Origin of the sequence: Ruegeria sp. R8_1 (assembly GCF_017743815.1) — a bacterium.
In the GTDB taxonomy this organism is placed as follows: Bacteria; Pseudomonadota; Alphaproteobacteria; order Rhodobacterales; family Rhodobacteraceae; genus Ruegeria; species Ruegeria lacuscaerulensis_A.
Window position 1 is genome coordinate 432827 of the sequence record NZ_JAGHRL010000003.1, and the last position, 17781, is coordinate 450607.

15 protein-coding genes and 1 pseudogene are annotated in these 17781 nt (G+C 51.9%); 4 read left to right on the top strand and 12 right to left on the bottom strand.

Annotation, left to right across the window (positions count from 1 at the left end):
• Positions 1–342 precede the first annotated feature (342 nt).
• Both J7380_RS09465 and J7380_RS09470 read left to right on the top strand, forming a co-directional pair.
• Positions 343–783 carry a DUF3299 domain-containing protein gene (locus J7380_RS09465; protein WP_209195504.1) on the top strand — a complete coding sequence of 147 codons (441 nt, stop codon included), beginning with the start codon at positions 343–345 and terminating at the stop codon, positions 781–783.
• A 108-nt stretch (positions 784–891) separates the two neighbouring features.
• The gene (locus J7380_RS09470; RefSeq protein WP_209195505.1) at positions 892–3636 is read left to right on the top strand and encodes an AsmA family protein; all 2745 of its coding nucleotides are present in this window, start codon (positions 892–894) and stop codon (positions 3634–3636) included.
• Positions 3637–3639: 3 nt separating this feature from the next.
• Here J7380_RS09470 and J7380_RS09475 read toward each other — a convergent pair whose 3' ends face one another.
• The 3 genes from J7380_RS09475 to J7380_RS09485 form a co-directional block, all read right to left on the bottom strand.
• Positions 3640–4140, bottom strand: a complete 501-nt coding sequence (locus J7380_RS09475) for a hypothetical protein (protein WP_209195506.1) — start codon at positions 4138–4140, stop codon at positions 3640–3642.
• 171 nt (positions 4141–4311) lie between these two features.
• Positions 4312–4461, bottom strand: coding sequence for a hypothetical protein (locus J7380_RS09480; protein WP_209195507.1), 150 nt, complete (start codon positions 4459–4461; stop codon positions 4312–4314).
• A gap of 164 nt (positions 4462–4625) precedes the next feature.
• The gene (locus tag J7380_RS09485; protein WP_209195508.1) at positions 4626–4841 is read right to left on the bottom strand and encodes a hypothetical protein; all 216 of its coding nucleotides are present in this window, start codon (positions 4839–4841) and stop codon (positions 4626–4628) included.
• A 271-nt stretch (positions 4842–5112) separates the two neighbouring features.
• On the opposite strand from J7380_RS09485, the pseudogene J7380_RS20350 reads away from it, so the two are divergent.
• Positions 5113–5256: pseudogene (locus J7380_RS20350) on the top strand (IS5/IS1182 family transposase); the annotation flags it as partial.
• A gap of 443 nt (positions 5257–5699) precedes the next feature.
• On the opposite strand, the gene J7380_RS09495 reads toward J7380_RS20350, so the two are convergent.
• Together J7380_RS09495 and J7380_RS09500 are read right to left on the bottom strand one after the other, a co-directional pair.
• Positions 5700–6479: a methyltransferase domain-containing protein gene (locus J7380_RS09495; RefSeq protein ID WP_209195510.1), complete on the bottom strand. Its 780-nt coding sequence runs from the start codon at positions 6477–6479 to the stop codon at positions 5700–5702.
• 226 nt (positions 6480–6705) lie between these two features.
• Positions 6706–7278: a peroxidase-related enzyme gene (locus J7380_RS09500; RefSeq protein WP_209195511.1), complete on the bottom strand. Its 573-nt coding sequence runs from the start codon at positions 7276–7278 to the stop codon at positions 6706–6708.
• Positions 7279–7766: 488 nt separating this feature from the next.
• Between J7380_RS09500 and J7380_RS09505 the strand changes: the two genes are divergently transcribed.
• Complete coding sequence (locus J7380_RS09505; protein WP_209195512.1) at positions 7767–8627, top strand: phage minor head protein; 861 nt, start codon at positions 7767–7769, stop codon at positions 8625–8627.
• A gap of 393 nt (positions 8628–9020) precedes the next feature.
• Here the strand turns inward: J7380_RS09505 and J7380_RS09510 are convergent, their stop codons facing one another.
• The 7 genes from J7380_RS09510 to gyrB form a co-directional block, all read right to left on the bottom strand.
• The gene (locus tag J7380_RS09510; protein WP_209195513.1) at positions 9021–9401 is read right to left on the bottom strand and encodes a hypothetical protein; all 381 of its coding nucleotides are present in this window, start codon (positions 9399–9401) and stop codon (positions 9021–9023) included.
• A 39-nt stretch (positions 9402–9440) separates the two neighbouring features.
• Positions 9441–10325 (bottom strand): hypothetical protein, encoded by an 885-nt coding sequence (locus J7380_RS09515; protein WP_209195514.1) that lies wholly within the window; start codon positions 10323–10325, stop codon positions 9441–9443.
• Positions 10322–11029 (bottom strand): hypothetical protein, encoded by a 708-nt coding sequence (locus tag J7380_RS09520; protein ID WP_209195515.1) that lies wholly within the window; start codon positions 11027–11029, stop codon positions 10322–10324. Before J7380_RS09520 ends, J7380_RS09515 begins: the two co-directional genes overlap by 4 nt.
• A gap of 345 nt (positions 11030–11374) precedes the next feature.
• Positions 11375–13270, bottom strand: a complete 1896-nt coding sequence (locus J7380_RS09525; RefSeq protein WP_209195516.1) for an AAA family ATPase — start codon at positions 13268–13270, stop codon at positions 11375–11377.
• A complete protein-coding gene (locus tag J7380_RS09530) occupies positions 13267–13854 on the bottom strand; it encodes an ABC-three component system middle component 5 (protein WP_348539090.1) in 588 nt (195 codons plus the stop codon). The genes J7380_RS09525 and J7380_RS09530 overlap by 4 nt, the downstream gene beginning before the upstream one ends.
• On the bottom strand, positions 13775–15049 hold the full coding sequence (locus J7380_RS09535) for an ABC-three component system protein (RefSeq protein WP_209195518.1): 1275 nt from the start codon (positions 15047–15049) through the stop codon (positions 13775–13777). Before J7380_RS09535 ends, J7380_RS09530 begins: the two co-directional genes overlap by 80 nt.
• 280 nt (positions 15050–15329) lie before the next feature.
• Entirely contained in the window at positions 15330–17747 is a 2418-nt protein-coding gene (gene gyrB / locus J7380_RS09540; protein ID WP_209195519.1) for a DNA topoisomerase (ATP-hydrolyzing) subunit B, read from the bottom strand.
• Positions 17748–17781: the final 34 nt, after the last annotated feature.

The following is a 17781-nucleotide window of genomic DNA, read 5'->3' on the forward strand; positions in this document are numbered from 1 at the left end:
TAAGTCCTAAACATTCAAGCGAATGTAGCCATGGTAAAATATTGGGCGGGAAAGGGAGCCAGTTCGCTTGGATACTCGTTCAATGCCGTTCGCTGCGGATGGCATGACAAGTCAGCCGTAGCAAAGCTGCGCCCCTGGTGATCTGCCACCCTAATCGTCCCTCGTTCTAATGTAGAGTTTGCTCAACGCGCGAAGCGCTGCCCATGGGCGCGGTGCAGAACAAGGTGATGGCAGGCGGTGGCGTGTCATCTTCGGTTGATCTGTTGCACACCGTTCAAGGATTGCCGGAAGAGTTAGTGGCATCGGTTCGCGCGGTGGCTGATTTCCCAACGCTGGGTTGTGATGGAAAGACGTGAGAAGGCGGGCACGGTCGCCAACATCTACATCGATGGCATGACCGTTTCATTGGGCGGATTTGTTATCCCTGCGCCCCGCGACGATGATGGTTCCCAAATGGCATATATCGTGCCGGAACGTGGAATGTGCAGCCACGTACCGCCTCCGCCACCAAACCAGATGGTGCGTTTGCACCTAAGCGATTCATGGACGCCATCGACGTTCTACGAACCCATCGTTGTAACTGGTCAAATCAGGATCGAGCCGACGCAGAAGGAAATGTTGGTTGTTGATGGTACAGTCCTCATGAAGGCTGCGTTCACTTTAGAGGTCGATAACGTTCAAACTTTTGGACCAATCCAGACTTCCGAAGAGTCTTCGACAAATAGGGAACGTGTATTGATGGGAAGGATCAAGGCGACTGGCGGGGTTATCAGAGACGATTAGTGACACGAACCAATTGATCAGAATATGTTTCAGAACGAGCGTTCAAGCTGGTGGGCTAAATTGCTGCTCGTGAAAGATTGAACGGCGAAAGCGACGATAGGGGAGCGCATGAGGGTTTGGCTTATTAGAATAATTGGGCTTGTCGCACTTCTCGCTTTCACAACGGTCGCATTTGTTTGGTTGTTGCTTGCTGCTCCGATGTTCTCGGACATGCGACGCGACCTTGTGGAAAGAGTTCTTTCGGAACAAATTGGTCGGCCACTTCTTGTCAATGATGATGTAAGCGTCGCACTTGGCCGTACGAGTTTCATTTACGTCGGTGGTGTGGTCATCCCGAGCCTGACAATGCCGGAGTCACCTCTTGTAGAATTGGACCTGTTAGAACTGGAGCTGGATACTATTGCCTTGACCAACGGGCGTCTGCATTTTGACAATCTCGTCGTGGAAGGCCTCCAAGCAAATATTCTTACAGCCGAAAACGGCACTACAAGCTGGCGAAAAGACAGGCCAACACCCAAACCAACTTCAGAGGAAACTGTATCAGCGGATGATCAAAAAGACGTCGCGAGCGCTGATGGTACCGATAAGACCGACACGGAAAGCAGTGGAATTCTGAACTTCCTGAGCGACAAGAACGTCAGCTTCAGGTCAATCGGGTTAAACATCGACGACAAGGTCTCGGGCTTCTCATTTGTGTTTGACCTTCAGGCCCTCACGCTCGAACAAGTAGATAATGGACAAAGAACAAAGGTCTCTGGTTCCGGCTCCGTCAACGGTCAGGTTTTCGAAATCGAAGGCGACTACCCACACGCCGCACCGTTTACGACGCGCGCCAGTTTTGGCGAAATGACCGTAAGCTACGATGGCGAGCCCTTCTCGGCAGATGAAGGAGGCGGCTATCGCGCAGTCTTGGAGATGGACACAGGTGAATTCGGTGATTTTCTGGACGTCATCGGGCTGGAACGCGTTCTGGAAGGCAATGGTCAGCTGCAGGCAGAACTCGTGTCTCAGGACGCTCTGAAGATCGAGGCGTTTACAACCATCATAAGTCTGGAGGATGGGCAGAAACTCGAAGCTGAAGGTTCAATAGATGACATCTACACCGCTCAGGGCGTTGATCTGCTCTTCAACGCGCGGCTTCATCCCGAAGGACAGCCGCCGCCAGCAGCAAAACGTATCCAAGAGCTGAAATTCACTGGCTTTGAAATGCATATGGTCGGATCCTTGGCTTCCTTCGAATTTGAGGAATTGCTGTTCCAAACCAATGCATTTGACCAGGGGCTGGACGTAATCGGCCCAGCCTCAATCGAAACTATTCGCCGCATGCCAGACGGACGGCTCGCCATGCTGGGCATTGCGCTGCAAGCCGGGCCAATGGAAGAGCCTGTCCTGACAGCCGAAGGGGAAATTCTCGATCTGCTTCAGCTTAAGGACGTAACTTTCGATGGTGAGCTAAACGGGCCCGCCAAGTTGATTTTGCCCAACCTCGATGAAGACTACGTTGACCAGTTTGGCGGCATCAAAGCCGACTTCAACGTATCCAATGCGGGCGGGCCGGTTTCTCTCAACAGGTTTAACGCGACCACTTACGACACCGATCTATGGGCGCTTGATCTTGCACTATCCGTCAACGAGCTAAAAGGGCTGGCCGGTCTCGATTTTGATGTGGAATTGGATGTCGACGACAGCGTCGAGTTTCTGACCGCAGTGAATCTACAACCTGTCGAGCTCGGGGCACTAACTATCGATGCTGAAACCTCCAAACAGGGCGAGGACTTTGATGCCGCAATCCAGTTCGAAGCCGGGTCTTCGCATCTCCTTGCGGCTTTGAACGCAAATTTCCCCGAGGGCACTTCTGTTGTTCGGGGCAACATCACGAGCGAAAAGCTCGATCTCAACGACCTGAAGAACCTGACTGCCGTGCTGAACCAACTGAAAAGCCTGGTAGGGGAGACCTCAAAAGAACCTGAAGCCGAAGTGCAACCTTTAGTTTTACCGAAGGAGACAGACGTGCAGCCCTTGGTATTGCCAAAGGAAAAAGGGAAACCTGCCGATCTTCTGGATGTGCAGCGCGTGCTACGAGAAGCTGACGTCGAGGTACAGATCGAATTCAAAGAGATTGTAGGCCAGCAAGGTGTAACGTCTGTTTCAAGCCAATTGTCAGCAAAAGAAGGAACCGTAGATTTCGGCCCCCTTCAGATGGCTTACGGTGGCGGAAACTTCAGCCTTCGGGCGGTCATGGACCTGGTTGATTCACCCGATTGGCTTTCATTGTCGGGATCAACCTCGGGATGGGAATTCGGTAAGATCCTTGATGAATTGGAAATTGGTATTGATGCCTATGGCCGTTTGAGCGGAGAGTTCAACGTTTCTGGCAGCACCACCTCTGGCAAAGCCTTCATCAACTCGATGCGCGGCAACGCGTCTTTGTCGATGTCGCAGGGCTATATCAGCACCAGCCTATTGGAACTGGCGGGGCTGGGCATTTTCCCCTGGCTGTTTTCAGAGGAGTTCAGACAAGGCTACACCGACATCACTTGCGTGGTTGCCCCGGTTGATATCCAAGCCGGGCGCGTCAGTTCAAACTCTATCGTCATTGAAACGGGATCGGTTCAATTGGTGGCCAGGGGACAAGTGGACTGGCTGAACGACAGCATCGCATTAAGAGCTGAGCCGCGACGTGTCGGCAAACCCCTATCTCGAAGCGCCTGGCCCTTTGATGTGACGGGCCAACTTTCGTCGCCAAAGTTCAAGCTGGATGTGGGTGGGTCTAGAAACGAGGCTCCCGGGGGCGCTGACGCTATGCCTGTCGACAGGCAACCGTGCGTGCCGGACATCAATCAATTGCAATAATGCCTAATTCTTCAGCGGTTCCGGCTGTTCGGCCTGACACGCCAGAACGGCCTCAATGGCTTTGGCAGACCCGCTGAGATCTAGTTCAACCTCGGCCCCGCTTTCGCCAATAATCGTGACGCTTTGGCGCTTTCCAAACTCGGTTACAAATGCCGGGTTGTCGAAAAAAGCGTAACCACCGGGCACGCCATTCTTGTAGACACCCACCGCTTCGCCTTCGAATCTCGCATCACCAAAATCGAACTGTACGATCCCGGTCGCACCTTCTTCGATTTGCACCCAGGCCGGATTAAAAGCGGCAAAAAAGCCGCCGGCCTGATTAGGTGCTGCGCCGATTTCAACGGTCATGTCATTTTCAAAGGGCTTCCACGCAAGACAGCCATTGCCCCTTTCGGCATCAATCAGGATTGTCCAGTCGCCGGATTCACCCCACCGTTCCATACCGGCGGCCCACGCCGCGCCAGTGGAGATCAATGCCATACCTGCCAGCGCCCACTTTTTCATACAAAGCTCCACACATGTTCCGCCAATCCTTAGATGCAATCAGACTATCGCGCTGGTTCAGTCAAAGACAACCATTCGATTTCTGGAATGTTGACCCGGCATCAACGCTCCTTTGCCTGAAAAAGAAATCATCATCGGCCTCCGCCAGATAAGCTATGGCGCTCTACTCCTCTAGAAATTGCCAGAGTTGTTCCAGGTCTCTGTCGGGCCGATCTGTTCTTGCACATCCCAATGTTCGACGATCTTTCCACCCTTCAGCCGGAACAAGTCAAAGACGGCCCAATCGCCCTCGTCTTGTTTTACATGGCTTAGAGCAACCACGAAATTTCCCTGGCCGAGTAGTCGGTGAACTTTGACGTATTGCGCAGTTTAGCCAAACAAAAGCTTTGTCGCGAGGACGATGGCAGACATGAAGATGATAAACTATTGGCAAACTTCGCAAACTTATGAGGTGCGCTCATAACGCTGCATTCCCAACATTGATTTCATTGAAGAAAATCTTGGAAGATTGCCCATAACTCTGCGCAGTATTTGCGCATACCGTCGAGAAACGGGAGGCAGATATGTCCGTGATTGATTGGGATGACATCCATAACGGCGTCGTCAGCGAACTCGGAAAGGAGTGCCAGGGCTGGATCCGGATCGTCGAAGAAGCGCTTGAGCGCGTCAAGAAGCGCGCGATTGAGCAAAAAAGCCTGCACCCGAGGTTCATCAGATCAAGCAAAAATTTGACGAGCTGCGTATCTACTACAGCCGCGAGAACACCGACGGCTACCAGGATTCGGACATTTTGGTCGCGATCACTGAAGCCAATCGCAGTTGTGAGTGGTGTGGAAACAGCTGCCGGACGCAGGTCTTCGACGCCTGGATCGTCAACAGGTGCTGCTGGTGTATGCACCGCATGGCGGAAAACGCCAGCAAGTCGAAGCCGAGGTTCGCCGGGCTTTCACAAAGCCGAGGAAGCCCAGGCCGGATAAGGACGGCATACTTCGCTACCGCGCCCGCAAACCCGACTGCGACGCCTGCGCGCTTAAAAGCCGATGCTGTCCGAAAGAACCACAGCGCAAGGTGACGCGCTCCATCCATGAACCATCCCGCAACGTGGCTCGTGCCATCTCCAAAACCACCCAATACGGCGCTCTCAAACTCCAGCAGTGCACCATCACCCATCAACTTGATCATCTTGCCACCAAAACTCGCTGCAAAGGGGTCAATGAGTTCCAACCGGTGCGACTTTAGTGCTGCCAAGGTCGCTGACTCGCCGCGTTCCATCAGCCGCGAGTAGCCCACGACGTCAATACTCAAGATAGTGGCAAGGCGTCGTTCCACTCCCGTTCTCCCCGTACCGAAGACTATCCATCCTGATGCATTGAATCCATAGTTCTGCTATTTGCCCTATTCCTAATCGCTTTTGTGAGGCGACGGTCTGGCTATGACAAAGTCAGATTTTCCGAAGCGGAGACCAAGCATGGTAACCAATGGACGCCGACATAGTGTAAGCGAAGAGGTGGTGCGGGGTAACGAGCGCGACCGAGGTCAAGTGGCGCGTTGTAGAACGATCAACCCTTTTTGCGCACCACGACGATAAATTGGGTCATCGAAAAGAAGAAGCGTCCAACTTTTGCAAGGCTGAACTGTTCGTCAAACCACGATTGCGCAACAGCGGGATCAACATGGTCATTTGCGACAGCGTATTGCTTGATAAGGTGCATCATCATGATTGCGAGGCCATCGGGCTTTAGCTGGTGATCCGTCATTGTGAACGACAAGACATCTTCCACATGGTCGCCACGCGCTTTTATCAGTGCAGGCAGTCTTTCCGGGAGGGAACCACTCACAAAGTGCTGGTTCCAGGATGTCAGCAACTTTTGCATTCTGTCGGGCTCTTCGCTGAACCAAATCAAGCTGCCAAAATGCAGATCGCTGATGACAAGGCGCCCGCCGGGTTTGACGCACCGCAGCGTGTCAGCCAACGCACCGTCTACGTCTTCGATGTACTCAAAGACCTGTACCGAGACGGCCTTGTCAGCATTCTCATCCTCAATGGGCAAGCGATTTGCGGCACCAGCACGAAACTCCACGTTTGCGTAGTCGCTGCATCGTTCTTTAGCTGCCGCTGTCATATCCTCGCTTGGGTCGATCCCGATGACACAGCCATCCGAGCCAACTGCGCGAGCCAACTCCGCTGTTAACATCCCATTGCCACAACCGACATCCAAAATAGTCTCACCAGGAGCCGGGCGCAGCGCATCAAATGAAGCCTGTCTTCGCCGCGTCAATTCAGCTCCCTGATAGGCGATTTCGAGTAATCTCGTTGTTTCAGCGTCAAATTTAAGCAACTCTCCCCCCCCTTACAAAGCCCACAAGTTTCCAATAACCTTATCAGAAAATGGGTTATCTACGAAAAGCAGGACGGATCGTTGAGTCTTGAGCACGGATCCACCAACAATAAATGAATGCGCCGACTTGATCCGACGAATGATTTAACCTCGAGATCGAAGGACGCAGCTGGCGTTTTATCGGACCAGCTTTTTGTCGTCGTTCGAACGAAAGAACAACATCAATTCAAGGGATGTCGAGACCGTTCTCTCTTCCGAAATCGGTATAGAAGCTGTCACTGCGGTATCGGGACAAAGTAGCCTCGTCCGCTTCTCTTGGGTCGGTGCCAGGGCTTTGAACACCCGTTCCTTCTATGAAGCGGTTCACGAGATTGAAGACACCACAGACCTGGATAGCATCGAACAGCGCGCTCTCTGACCAGCCTGCCGCGTAGACCGCTTTTGCGTCGGCTTCCGTCATTCGAGATGGAGAGACGGTGAGCTTTTCAATGTAAGCCAGTAACGGTTTGAGATGATCCTCGACCGGTGCCGTATCGCGGTCTGCCATAAGTGCCTCGATTGTCTCGACCTGAATGCCGTAGGCTTTGGCGAAAACGATGTGCGCCCCATGGCAATACGCACAAGCATTCAAGCCAGAGACATAGGCTGCAATCAATTCACGTTCAGCAACCGAGAGATCGCTCTCGCCCCTCATCACAAGGCTTTCGTACGCGCAGAGTGGAGAAAGTTTGTCTGGAAAGGCTTGATAGACACTTCCGAGTGTCGCGTTCTCCGGCAGAGATGGAAACAGGCGTTTCATTCAATTCTCTTTCAATCTTGATTTGGAACACTTCGTCTCAAAATGAGGAAGCAACGATGTGTACGCAACCTTAACGCAAATCCGGGTTCCGCACAGAATTTCCGTTGGAACACTACTAACGGCAGGTTTGCCTAACGAGACCCCAGCAAGTTCGTCGTTTGGTTAAATACAATTTCATTTGAGTCGTTCTCGTAAGTCTTCAAAGTATGGATTGAGCTCAAAACCGGAGCTTCACATCCAAGCGTGGTGACTTCCGCCTTGCGGGACTTTTCTGCCTTTCAATTGTTCACCTCAAAGGTCTGCTTCATCGAATAAACAACACTAGCCCACAAAAGCAGGTTCGTACCAGCCATTGACTATCAAAGGAGCTCTAGAGCTATGGTGGCGACTAGCGCATTTATTCAGGCTGATAAGCGCACTCATGGTTAACCATTTCTAAAATGCTGAACGGCACAATTGTGTGCTGAACAAAAGGCCTAGTGTGCGATGTGACCCTGATTGAACCCCAAGAATATCGAGAAACCTTTGTGCAATATCTGCGCAAGGGCACGTCAATCCGTTTTGAGACGAAGAACGCCAAGCCTGCCACCCACTACATCTGGCGAACGCGTCGCGATGGTAAGGTTCGGTCAGCACATGCCGAACGCGAAGGCCAGATTTTTTCATGGGACAATCCACCAGAAGGCGGACACCCTAGGGAAGACTACGGTTGCCGTTGCACGGCGGAACCATATCTCCCCGAGGCCTCCGAGTTTATGGAAATTGCCTTGCAGGGTGTCTCAGGTAGTGGTGCCGCTTGGAGCAGTAGAGATTTTGTGAACCACTATTACCGTGGCAATGGTCGAGGCGTCACTGTACGCGAGACCGGCCACCTTTCCGCTATCATCAGTCAATACATGGCAGAGGTAGAAACCCGGCTGAAGTACCAGATTGCACGTCGCGCACGAAGCAAGCGGAACGGTACGTTTAGTGAAACCTTTTGTCGTCCCTATGACATGACTGGCGTTGTTTTTAGCATTGGGGATACGGTGATCGGCGGCACGTTTTCGGGTAACGTAAAGGAACGGCACGGTGTACTGACCGTAGAAGGTTCCTTTGATTTCTACTTAAGGTATGAATTCGCTGATCCGGCTGACATAGGTATTGAGGTAATCGACCTAGGAGAGACCATTTTTGAGAACATACACAGGCCGCTAGAAAACTACCTTCGGGGGCGCACCGGCCTTCCACCACGTGGACCTCAACGACTCGGGATTCAAACCGGTGAGCCATATTCAATAACTGACGATTGGTCAGGCACCTTGAGAGGACAAATCTACCTGGACCCTGTGCGAAGTGCCTATGGATAGCTTTCGCCAACTTCTAACAATAGGGGCATGCGCTTTGGTTTTTGCATCAGGGTTCCTCTGGGGCGTTCCCACACACTGTGTCCAACTTCCAAGCGGGATAAACATCGGGAAACAGGCACTGATTGATCTTAGCAAACCATACTTGCGGCCCGACATTGTTCCCAAATTTGACAATGGGAGACCCTTACTACCAGGGGACGCATGGCCATTCTTCGCCACGGAAACGACTGTTCATGGACTTGCCGAAGAAACCGACCCCCAAGATGTTTTTTGGTTCGCGTGGCGCGAGGACACTGGTTTAGTTCTCAAAGCCGACAACCCTGCGCTCTACGAAGCCCTGGTTTCAGAAGCTGGCGCACCAATGGGAAACAAAGGCATAAATGTCGTGGATTCTCATATCGTCATGATGGAACTAGAAAAACAGCTTGCATATGCAAAACAGACCTGTCGGACATGGTGGATTACCTGGTAAAGCATCTTTCTAAGCTGCAACCGCTTCAGCACTGTTTTTGCTATTTTTATATTCCGCACGGTGATCGCGTGCCATTTGCCGCCCCGCGCGTTCAAATCCGCCGCGATCTGGCAAAGGGATGCAACACAGCCGACCTTCGCGCGTCGCGCAGCATAGTGCATTTTGGGCTTTCCTGGCACCTTCGCCGCGATCTGCGCCAAGGGCCGGTCTGATAAGGATCGACGTTCGCTGCACGCGGCATGAACCGATAAGACGCGGACAAACCTGCCCTTGGATGCCGCTCCATCAATTTCCGTTTTCATTGTGCGGTAGCGTCCTCGATGCTGTTTCCAGCTCGACACTCAAACTTGCGGCCAAATCAAAAAACTGTCGTCGCACGGTCTCAGCGTACAAACCCATGGTCGGCTCACTGTTCCTTTGTCGTCGACAACAACAAACAGGTCGACTTGAGTGCTGTCCATCTCCACACGTTCGAATGGCCTTTCTACTCGCGCAAAGTGACCCGCTTGCAAGAGCCGCATTTTGGCCTCGTGACCGCCGACGCGTGTTTTCACAACATCGGCGTGCGGCAGGCTGCGGATGATCCGATCAACAACCTTTTGGCCATGCGGTTGAGGTTCGATGTCATAATTGGCGCAGCGCTCAAGATAAACAGCCCGGGCATCTCTCCAGACTGCCTTCGCCGTTTTGCGGTCCGTTTTCAGATACTGCTCTTCCAGAATATCGAGGACAATTTCTTCGAAAAGCGCATCATTGCGAGTAGTTCTATTCCCGGATCGGTAACGGCCATCTTCGAGGCCAACGTCACCTTGCTCACGATGTGCCTTTATCCATTTCTGAATTGCCCGGACGCCAGGAAACCTTTCTGCATGCTTTGCGAAACGCAAATCCGCAAGAAAGTGCTTACGCATCAATATGATCCGCTCTTCCCAATTGAAGCCATCTTGCCTCAATCTCTCGGCCATTTTGATGACTTCAGATCGAAACTGTGCGTTCAATCGCTCTTCGCTACTTATGTATCGACCAGAAACTGATGCCTGTTCATCAGGCGCAACATTGCCACGCGATATTTGAAGCCGGAAATCTTTGTCGGATATCTCGTGAACCACGCCCTCAGGCGATTTGAGCTGCACTGCAGACCGCCCGACAACTCGACCGATGACTTCATGCTGAACCCCATCGATACCAATCTGGCGCCCGTCATATTTTTCGATCATCTCTGTCATAGCGCAAGGATCTCCAGATGCGCAGTGCTTCCACCTGCGGCCACCAGGGGTGTTTTGGGGCCGAGGTCTTGGTTCTGGATGTCGAAAGCAAGGATACCGGTCAGGATAGATCGAATGATGTCGCTTTGACTGAGACCAGTGGCACGCATTGCGTCGGCGAAAGTGAATGGACCCTCTCCAAGGTTGGCAATCGCAGACGCAGGTGCATTTGCCAATTTTTCCCCGGCATACGGTCTCATGTGTTTGGCGTTTAGCGAGAGCGTATCTGTGAGGATCTGTTCAGTCATCAAAAGCAACTGGTGACCAAATTTAGCCAGTTGAGCGGGCAACTTGAGGTATTCAGGATTGTCCGCAATGAAAAAAGCGCTTTTTGTCTCGACGAACACGTGACCGCCACAGTTGAGGATCAACTTGAGATCCGGAGTAAACGCGCGTGGCGTTGTGCCGGAGCCTGCATATTCGAGCGTCAGATCCTCCTTCGTCGCATAGATCTTCCCGGTGTCCAGATCGAAGGTCAGCGGTTGCGGGCGGATCTTCTGCACGCGCGGATCAATCATGGCCAAATACGTCGCTGCTGATTCAAACCGGCTTTCCGTCTGAACAATGCCTTCCAGCTTGTGTCCAGACAGGAAGTTCGCCTTTTGGTTCTTGCCGCGTTTGTGAATCCGGCGAGCGGGAGTGAGTGCGTCAGGATCGATCTTCATGCCACGCCAAATGCACAAGCAACGATGGGAGATCAAGAAAAGAATATTTTACAGTGAGTTAACGAAGGCGAAACGGAAAATTCTGGGTCAAAATTTTCCGTTCTGATTTTTGCGATCACTGCTTTCTAAGGATTTTTTTGAAACGAACGCACAGCAGGATACGCGATAAGAAGCATTGAATTTTGACGCCAAACAGCGCCATTAGGCCAGGTTTCGTGCAAATAACCCCAATAGTCGAATCACTGATGCCGTCTCCTTCGGTCATTTACCGCCTTGTGGACAGCTTGACTGCAGAAAGCACGGGACTGCCCCCAGACGCGGCGTCGGATACGAGAACATCTGTTTCTATTTCAGTGATCGGTCTGCGCGAGTGTATTTTTTGCCAACTACAAGATCTGGCCGGTCGAGATCTGGAGCGATCTTTGAAGTTGTGAATATTATCTGATGCGGGGTTTTCGAGTTTTGCGAAGTTGAAACAAGCAAGCGTTGAAAGTTCCAGGATCTCTCTTGGACCATTCCCTTGTCCTCAATATTATCAAAAAGCATCCATCGAGGAAGGTTAAACCCGCTATCAGACAGAGATGCTTTGAACATTGCAGCTGAAAAGCTGTTCTTCAAAACGACCATTCCGCTTGCGCTTCCCGCACGGTTTTTTTCGTTGTTGATTGCAACCCAATCGCCTGAAAAATCAAAGTTCACGTATTTAATTTCACCGAAATCGCTATGTTCCTTCAGGTCTTTTTCTAAGAGGCCCTTCGCGCTATCAGAAATAGCCGTATAAGCTATTGATTTTCTTTTCTTCTGTGCTTGTTCAATTCTTGCAATTTCATCTTTAAGTCTCGTAAGACGATTATTCATGTCTTCTTTAGCGTCGGCTGCGTCCTTTACCTTTTTTGCAATTTCGAAGCGCTTTTGGAGCGCCTCCAACTCACTGTCAATAAACCCAATCTTCCTGCTTACTTCGGCAATTTCCGATTCTCGCCCGGAGGAGTGTCCTGACTGAAAAAATTCTACCGTGGCGGTCAACTTGCGAAGTGATTGTTTTTCAATCCGCAAGTTGGCCTTCAACTTATCCAAATCAATGCGCCGTTCTTGCTGAAGCGAAAGCGACTCTTTTAGCTGCATCTGCAGGTCGAGTTTTACCGCGAGCGTTCTTGAATCGTCTTCATCTTGCGATCGTGGAGTGTCACACAACTGACAATGCTCTTCAGCCTTTCGCTTAACAGGAGCAAAGCACGAAGGACAAAACTCGAAGTCCAAGTGTCCAAGAGCAAAAAATGTGTCAGAGGCAGCCTCAAAGTCATCCAGTGACAAACGGAGATGTTGAATAAACTCCTCGGAGTCGTCGATCTCATACTCCAGGACATCAATTTCTTCGTTGAGTTCGAAGACATTTTTTCGAGTCTTCTTATAATTTTTGATAGCTTCGCGCCTGTTCCTTTGAATCGTTGAAACTTCATCGTCGCTCGGGTCGGCGGCGAGCAAACTGTCAATCGTTTTCAGGAGATCATTCCGCTCGGATTTTGCTTTCTCTTGAGCACTCTCGATGTGCTCCATTAGAATGTTCTCACCATATCCTGAGGCCACGGCTACCAAACTACGATATTGGGCAGTTAAGGCATCGTATTGCTTCGAGGCTTCTCTCAGTGCCAGTTGTTTTTCAAAGAGATCATATCCTCCAACACCTGCTAAAAGATCACCTACAGCTTGCCGAGTTTGCCAAGTATCAAAATTCTCAGACCTGAAAATCCGCTGAATAGGAGTCAACTGGTCAACATAGAGCAGTCGCAAAACTTGGTGCATAGTTATATTGCTGGAACCATCACTTACCGCTTCCGGCAATCCAATGGCTCGAAACAATACTTGGCTAAAGCTAAAGCCGTGCTCCGGTCTTTTATAGGGCAAACTTTGCCATGCATCCGATGGTGTCTCGAGGGCATTGGACATCTTGCCGAAGAATATGTCCATTGGTCGACTACCCTTACTGGAAACTTCGCGACGAAGGGTAAGGACGCCAGATGCGGTCGTGATCTGTAGAAATACAAGATCAGCTCGTGAAGCGTATGGCTTCCAATCTTTCAGCTCACCTCCAAGCCCAAAGAAAATAAAGTCCGCAAGAGTGGACTTACCGCTTCCATTTGAACCATGGATGATATTCACCCCTTCGTGAAAGCTCTCATCAAATATGATCGAGGCGCCACGGGTAACTACCATTCGATCAAGTTTAAGACGCGAAATCATTGAATTGGTCCCCTTGCTGGGATACCTGCTCGTTTAACGAGCCCAGATGGCCCACTGACTGGTAGGTCCGCTAAATCGTTCACCAAAAAAGAAACCAGTTTTGTATCCGACTGGTTATCCTCCTTGGCTCTTTTTAATATCTGCGCCGGCAATTGATCTAAAATCAGCTGAGCATAGTGGTCTCTGAGGGAGTCTCTTCTCAAAAGCCCTCTTCCTGCAAGTTGCTTTAGGGCGGTGGATTGGTAGATTTGCAACTCTTGCCAAACCGATGCGGTGCCTGGCAGTCTGACAAATTCTTTGGATGGCGTAGGTATTTTTAGGCTTCTAAATTTCTTTTTTGTTTCGGACGGCAAGGAAAGACGGTGCATTAGAGATGGATAGAGTAGGAACATGTCCAAAATGCGAAGCTTCTCAACCTGAATAGCTTCGGACTTCGCAAGAAGGATCCGCACCATTCGAAATATGCAGTGATAAGGGTCTCTTGAAGGATGCCAAACTCGAAAATCAGTCATTGTCCCAAGCCAAATGACAGTTGCCAGCAAGATAGTATAGCGCTCCGTCGACATGCCCCGCTGTAATTTCATGCTCTGGAGATGAATGCCCCTTCAGGCAAGGCTCAATGACCTGTTCCTGAATCTCTTGATCAATATCCTTGGCGCAACCAGATTCTGCAATTACTCGTGCGACGTGCCGATTGTAGCGAGCCTCGACATCCGATAGCAGCTTGGTAAAGCGAGTGACCGCAGACGGTTGAGCGATACGACTTCGCAACTCTTTTGCAAAACGCTCCTTCTTTCTTCGCGCGTCGCGAAACAAATAGCCCCTGCCTGCATCATCAAGCTTCTGCTTCAGATCGCGCCGATCGGAGTCGGCCAGCTTGGTGAAATACTCGAAATCAGCCTGAACTTCAGGAGAAAATCCTATTTTGCTCTCGCTGTCTTTGAGGTCCCAAGTTCCATTCGCGATTGTGTCTGCCTCAAGTCCCGAAGAGCCGTTTCCTGCTTGCGAAGTAGGGCAAATCTTACTCAATAGTTTGCGAACTGTAGCGCATACTGATGTAAAGACAGGTGCATCCCTATCCTTTGGCTTGCAGATATTTTTGTGGTCGCACTGAACAGCAATCGGCTCACTACCAAGGACTCCTGGATTGCCGGTAACCTTGTCAACTACATGAATACCCCAAGTCTTTTCAGTTTCATAAAAAGACTTAACAAGAATGTCTCTTTTGTTCGCGCAATTTCGGAAAAACTCGTTTAACTCGAGCAGTGCCTCTGAAGAATATGCAAGTTGCTTCGTCTGTTTACTGGTGAAGTCCCGCAATATTGAATCAATTACTGTAGCAAATTGCGCCCCTTGATGCGGCGTTCCTAAGAAAACCATTCCTCGAACCGATCGCCCAAGATCGTTGAAGTCTGAATCTACTGAATCTTCACACTTCCGAATTATTTGCTTAGCGATTAAGCCGCCTAAACTATGGCAAACAAATAGTGTGTTCTTTGCTTGTGTTTCACGGCTGATCAACTGGTCAGCTAAAATCTGGGCAATGTCTTGGATAGACGCGCCATCCCCAGACAAAATTCGGGCGAGTTTAGTTGAATCATACGACGCGAGAAAAACTCTACACTGCTTGAAGCTATCAGCAAGCCATTGCGGCCAAAATGAATCTTCGTTCGCCTGCCAAGTTTCGGTTACGTGCCCGCCCAATCCATGAATGAAAATAACGTCTAATACTGGGATGCCGCTGTCGGGCTGCTCTCCCGTTGGGTTAATCCTTCTCAAGGCCGTTCCAGTTCTAACTATCACTTAGATATCAGTGCCATGAATATTCAAACGGATCTACGGCGCAACCGAAAATTGAATCTCATGCTCAATCTGTCGCGCCTGAACAGCCTACTCAGGTCAAATCGAGTAGCGTTGCGATGAAAGTATGCCCTCCTACGCGCAGCTCATGGCAAGACGAAAATTGATCGCCCAAGGCTATTCGGACGATACTGACTCACAAATCCTACTGCGAACGATTATGGGCGTCGCGAACGATTATGGGCGATCCTACACTGCTTTAGAAATCCAGATTTTCAACGCTCAGGGCGTTTTGCTGGATGAATTCGCGGCGCGGTTCGACCACATCGCCCATCAGTTTGGTGAACAGATCATCCGCTTCGACCATGTCATCCACACGCACCTGCAACAGGGTACGCGCATCCGGGTCCAGCGTGGTTTCCCACAACTGATCCGGGTTCATCTCACCCAGACCTTTGTAGCGCTGCAGAGACAGGCCCTTTTCGCCCTCTTCCAGAATGGCGCGCAGCAGGTCCAGCGGGCCCTGGATGGCTTGCATCCGGTCGCGGCGAACCAGCGTGGCGGGGGTGTTGTAGACCTCTTGCAGACTTTGGGTAAAGCTGCCGGTTTTGCGGGCCTCGCCCGAGCGTAGCATTGGGCCGTCCAGAGTGCGGACCTCTTCCACACCGCGCAGGATGCGGGCCAGACGAATGCCGTGATCCTGTGTGATCCGGCCCTGCCAGCCGCGCTCGTATTCCAGCGCGATCAGGTCCAGACGGGCAGCAACCTTGTCGGCCACGCCCTGCAGGTCGGCATCGACCGCACCCGGCACAAAGGCTCCCGCAACAGCGGCCTGTTCCAGAATGTGGCGCGGGTAATGCGTTGGGAAGGCGTCCAGAACGCGCTTCAACTGGCGCGCTTCGTCAACAACGCGGGTCAGGTCCTGCCCGATGATTTCCTCACCTGAGCCCAGTTTCAGAACTGCACCTTCGACCCCTTGATTGATCAGATAGTCATCCAGCGCAGCTTGATCCTTCAGGTAAACTTCTGATTTACCACGCGAAACCTTGTAGAGCGGTGGCTGCGCGATATAGAGGTATCCGCCCTCAATCAGCTCCGGCATCTGCCGGTAGAAGAAGGTCAGCAGCAGCGTTCGGATATGCGCGCCGTCCACATCCGCATCGGTCATGATGACGATCTTGTGGTAGCGCAGCTTTTCGATGTTGAACTCATCGCGGCCAATACCGGTACCCAGCGCCATCACCAGATTGCCGATTTCCTGGCTCGACAGCATCCGGTCAAACCGCGCGCGTTCGACGTTCAGGATTTTCCCGCGCAGGGGCAGAACCGCCTGCGTCAGTCGATCCCGACCTGTCTGGGCGGAACCACCGGCCGAGTCCCCCTCGACCAAGAACACTTCGGTCTTGGACGGGTCTTTCTCGGAACAGTCTTTCAGCTTCCCGGCCAGATAGTTCACATCCATCGCCGTTTTCCGGCGGGTCAGTTCGCGGGCTTTGCGCGCCGCCTCACGGGCCAGCGCGGCCTCGATGATCTTGCCGACAATCCCTTTGGCCTCGTTCGGGTTTTCCTCGAACCATTCGGCCAGTTTTTCGTTCATCAGACCTTCGACCGCCGGGCGCACTTCGGAGCTGACCAGCTTGTCCTTGGTCTGGGACGAGAATTTCGGGTCGGGCACTTTGACCGACAACACGCAGGTCAGACCTTCGCGTGCGTCATCGCCGGTGAAGCTGACCTTTTCCTTCTTCGCAATCCCGCTGGATTGCGCATAGTTGTTGATGGTCCGGGTCAAAGCACCCCGGAAGCCCGCCACGTGTGTCCCGCCATCCCGCTGAGGAATGTTGTTGGTAAAGGGCAGAACCGTCTCGTGGTAGCTGTCATTCCACCACATCGCGATCTCGACCCCGATATCGTCGCGCTCGCCCCTGATATAGATCGGCTCGGGCATCGCGGGTGACTTGGAGCGATCGAGATATTTGACGAACTCCTTGACGCCACCCTCATAGAACAGCTCGGTTTCCAACCGCTCGGCAGGGCGTTCGTCGATCAGGATGATCCGCACGCCCGAGTTCAGGAAGGCCAACTCGCGCAGGCGCTTCTCCAGTGTATCGAACGAATACTCCAGGTTCGAGAAGGTGTCGGTCGAGGCCAGAAACCGCACTTCGGTCCCGGTCCGTTCACCGCATTCCTGAACCACCTTCAGGTGTTCCGCCGTCTCGCCGCCCTCAAAGCGCGCAACGTGTTCCTTACCATTACGCCAGACGCGTAGCTCCAGCCAGTCGGACAGCGCGTTCACGACTGAGACACCCACGCCATGCAAACCGCCGGACACCTTGTACGAGTTGCTGTCGAACTTTCCGCCCGCGTGCAACTGGGTCATGATGACTTCGGCCGCCGAGACGCCCTCTTCAGGGTGGATATCGACGGGGATTCCGCGCCCGTTATCGCTGACCGAGACACTGGAATCGGCGTGGATTTTCACGGTCACATGGTCGGCGTGACCGGCCAGCGCCTCATCAATTCCGTTGTCCACGACCTCATACACCATGTGGTGCAGACCTGAGCCATCGTCCGTATCCCCGATATACATACCAGGGCGCTTGCGAACAGCCTCTAAGCCTTTGAGAACCTTAATAGAATCAGCGCCATATTCCTGTGGTGCCTGTGCGTCTTCGGACATGCGGTTAGTACCTATATTATTTTGGTAACTTATA

What these genes read in the sequence shown, in the direction of transcription:
- J7380_RS09465 (WP_209195504.1), top strand. Translation starts at nt 343, where the DNA reads ATGGAAAGACGTGAGAAGGCGGGCACGGTCGCCAACATCTACATCGAT.
- J7380_RS09470 (WP_209195505.1), top strand. Translation starts at nt 892, where the DNA reads ATGAGGGTTTGGCTTATTAGAATAATTGGGCTTGTCGCACTTCTCGCT.
- J7380_RS09475 (WP_209195506.1), bottom strand. Translation starts at nt 4,140, where the DNA reads ATGAAAAAGTGGGCGCTGGCAGGTATGGCATTGATCTCCACTGGCGCG.
- J7380_RS09500 (WP_209195511.1), bottom strand. Translation starts at nt 7,278, where the DNA reads ATGAAACGCCTGTTTCCATCTCTGCCGGAGAACGCGACACTCGGAAGT.
- J7380_RS09510 (WP_209195513.1), bottom strand. Translation starts at nt 9,401, where the DNA reads ATGAAAACGGAAATTGATGGAGCGGCATCCAAGGGCAGGTTTGTCCGC.
- J7380_RS09515 (WP_209195514.1), bottom strand. Translation starts at nt 10,325, where the DNA reads ATGACAGAGATGATCGAAAAATATGACGGGCGCCAGATTGGTATCGAT.
- J7380_RS09520 (WP_209195515.1), bottom strand. Translation starts at nt 11,029, where the DNA reads ATGAAGATCGATCCTGACGCACTCACTCCCGCTCGCCGGATTCACAAA.
- J7380_RS09525 (WP_209195516.1), bottom strand. Translation starts at nt 13,270, where the DNA reads ATGATTTCGCGTCTTAAACTTGATCGAATGGTAGTTACCCGTGGCGCC.
- J7380_RS09530 (WP_348539090.1), bottom strand. Translation starts at nt 13,854, where the DNA reads ATGAAATTACAGCGGGGCATGTCGACGGAGCGCTATACTATCTTGCTG.
- gyrB (WP_209195519.1), bottom strand. Translation starts at nt 17,747, where the DNA reads ATGTCCGAAGACGCACAGGCACCACAGGAATATGGCGCTGATTCTATT.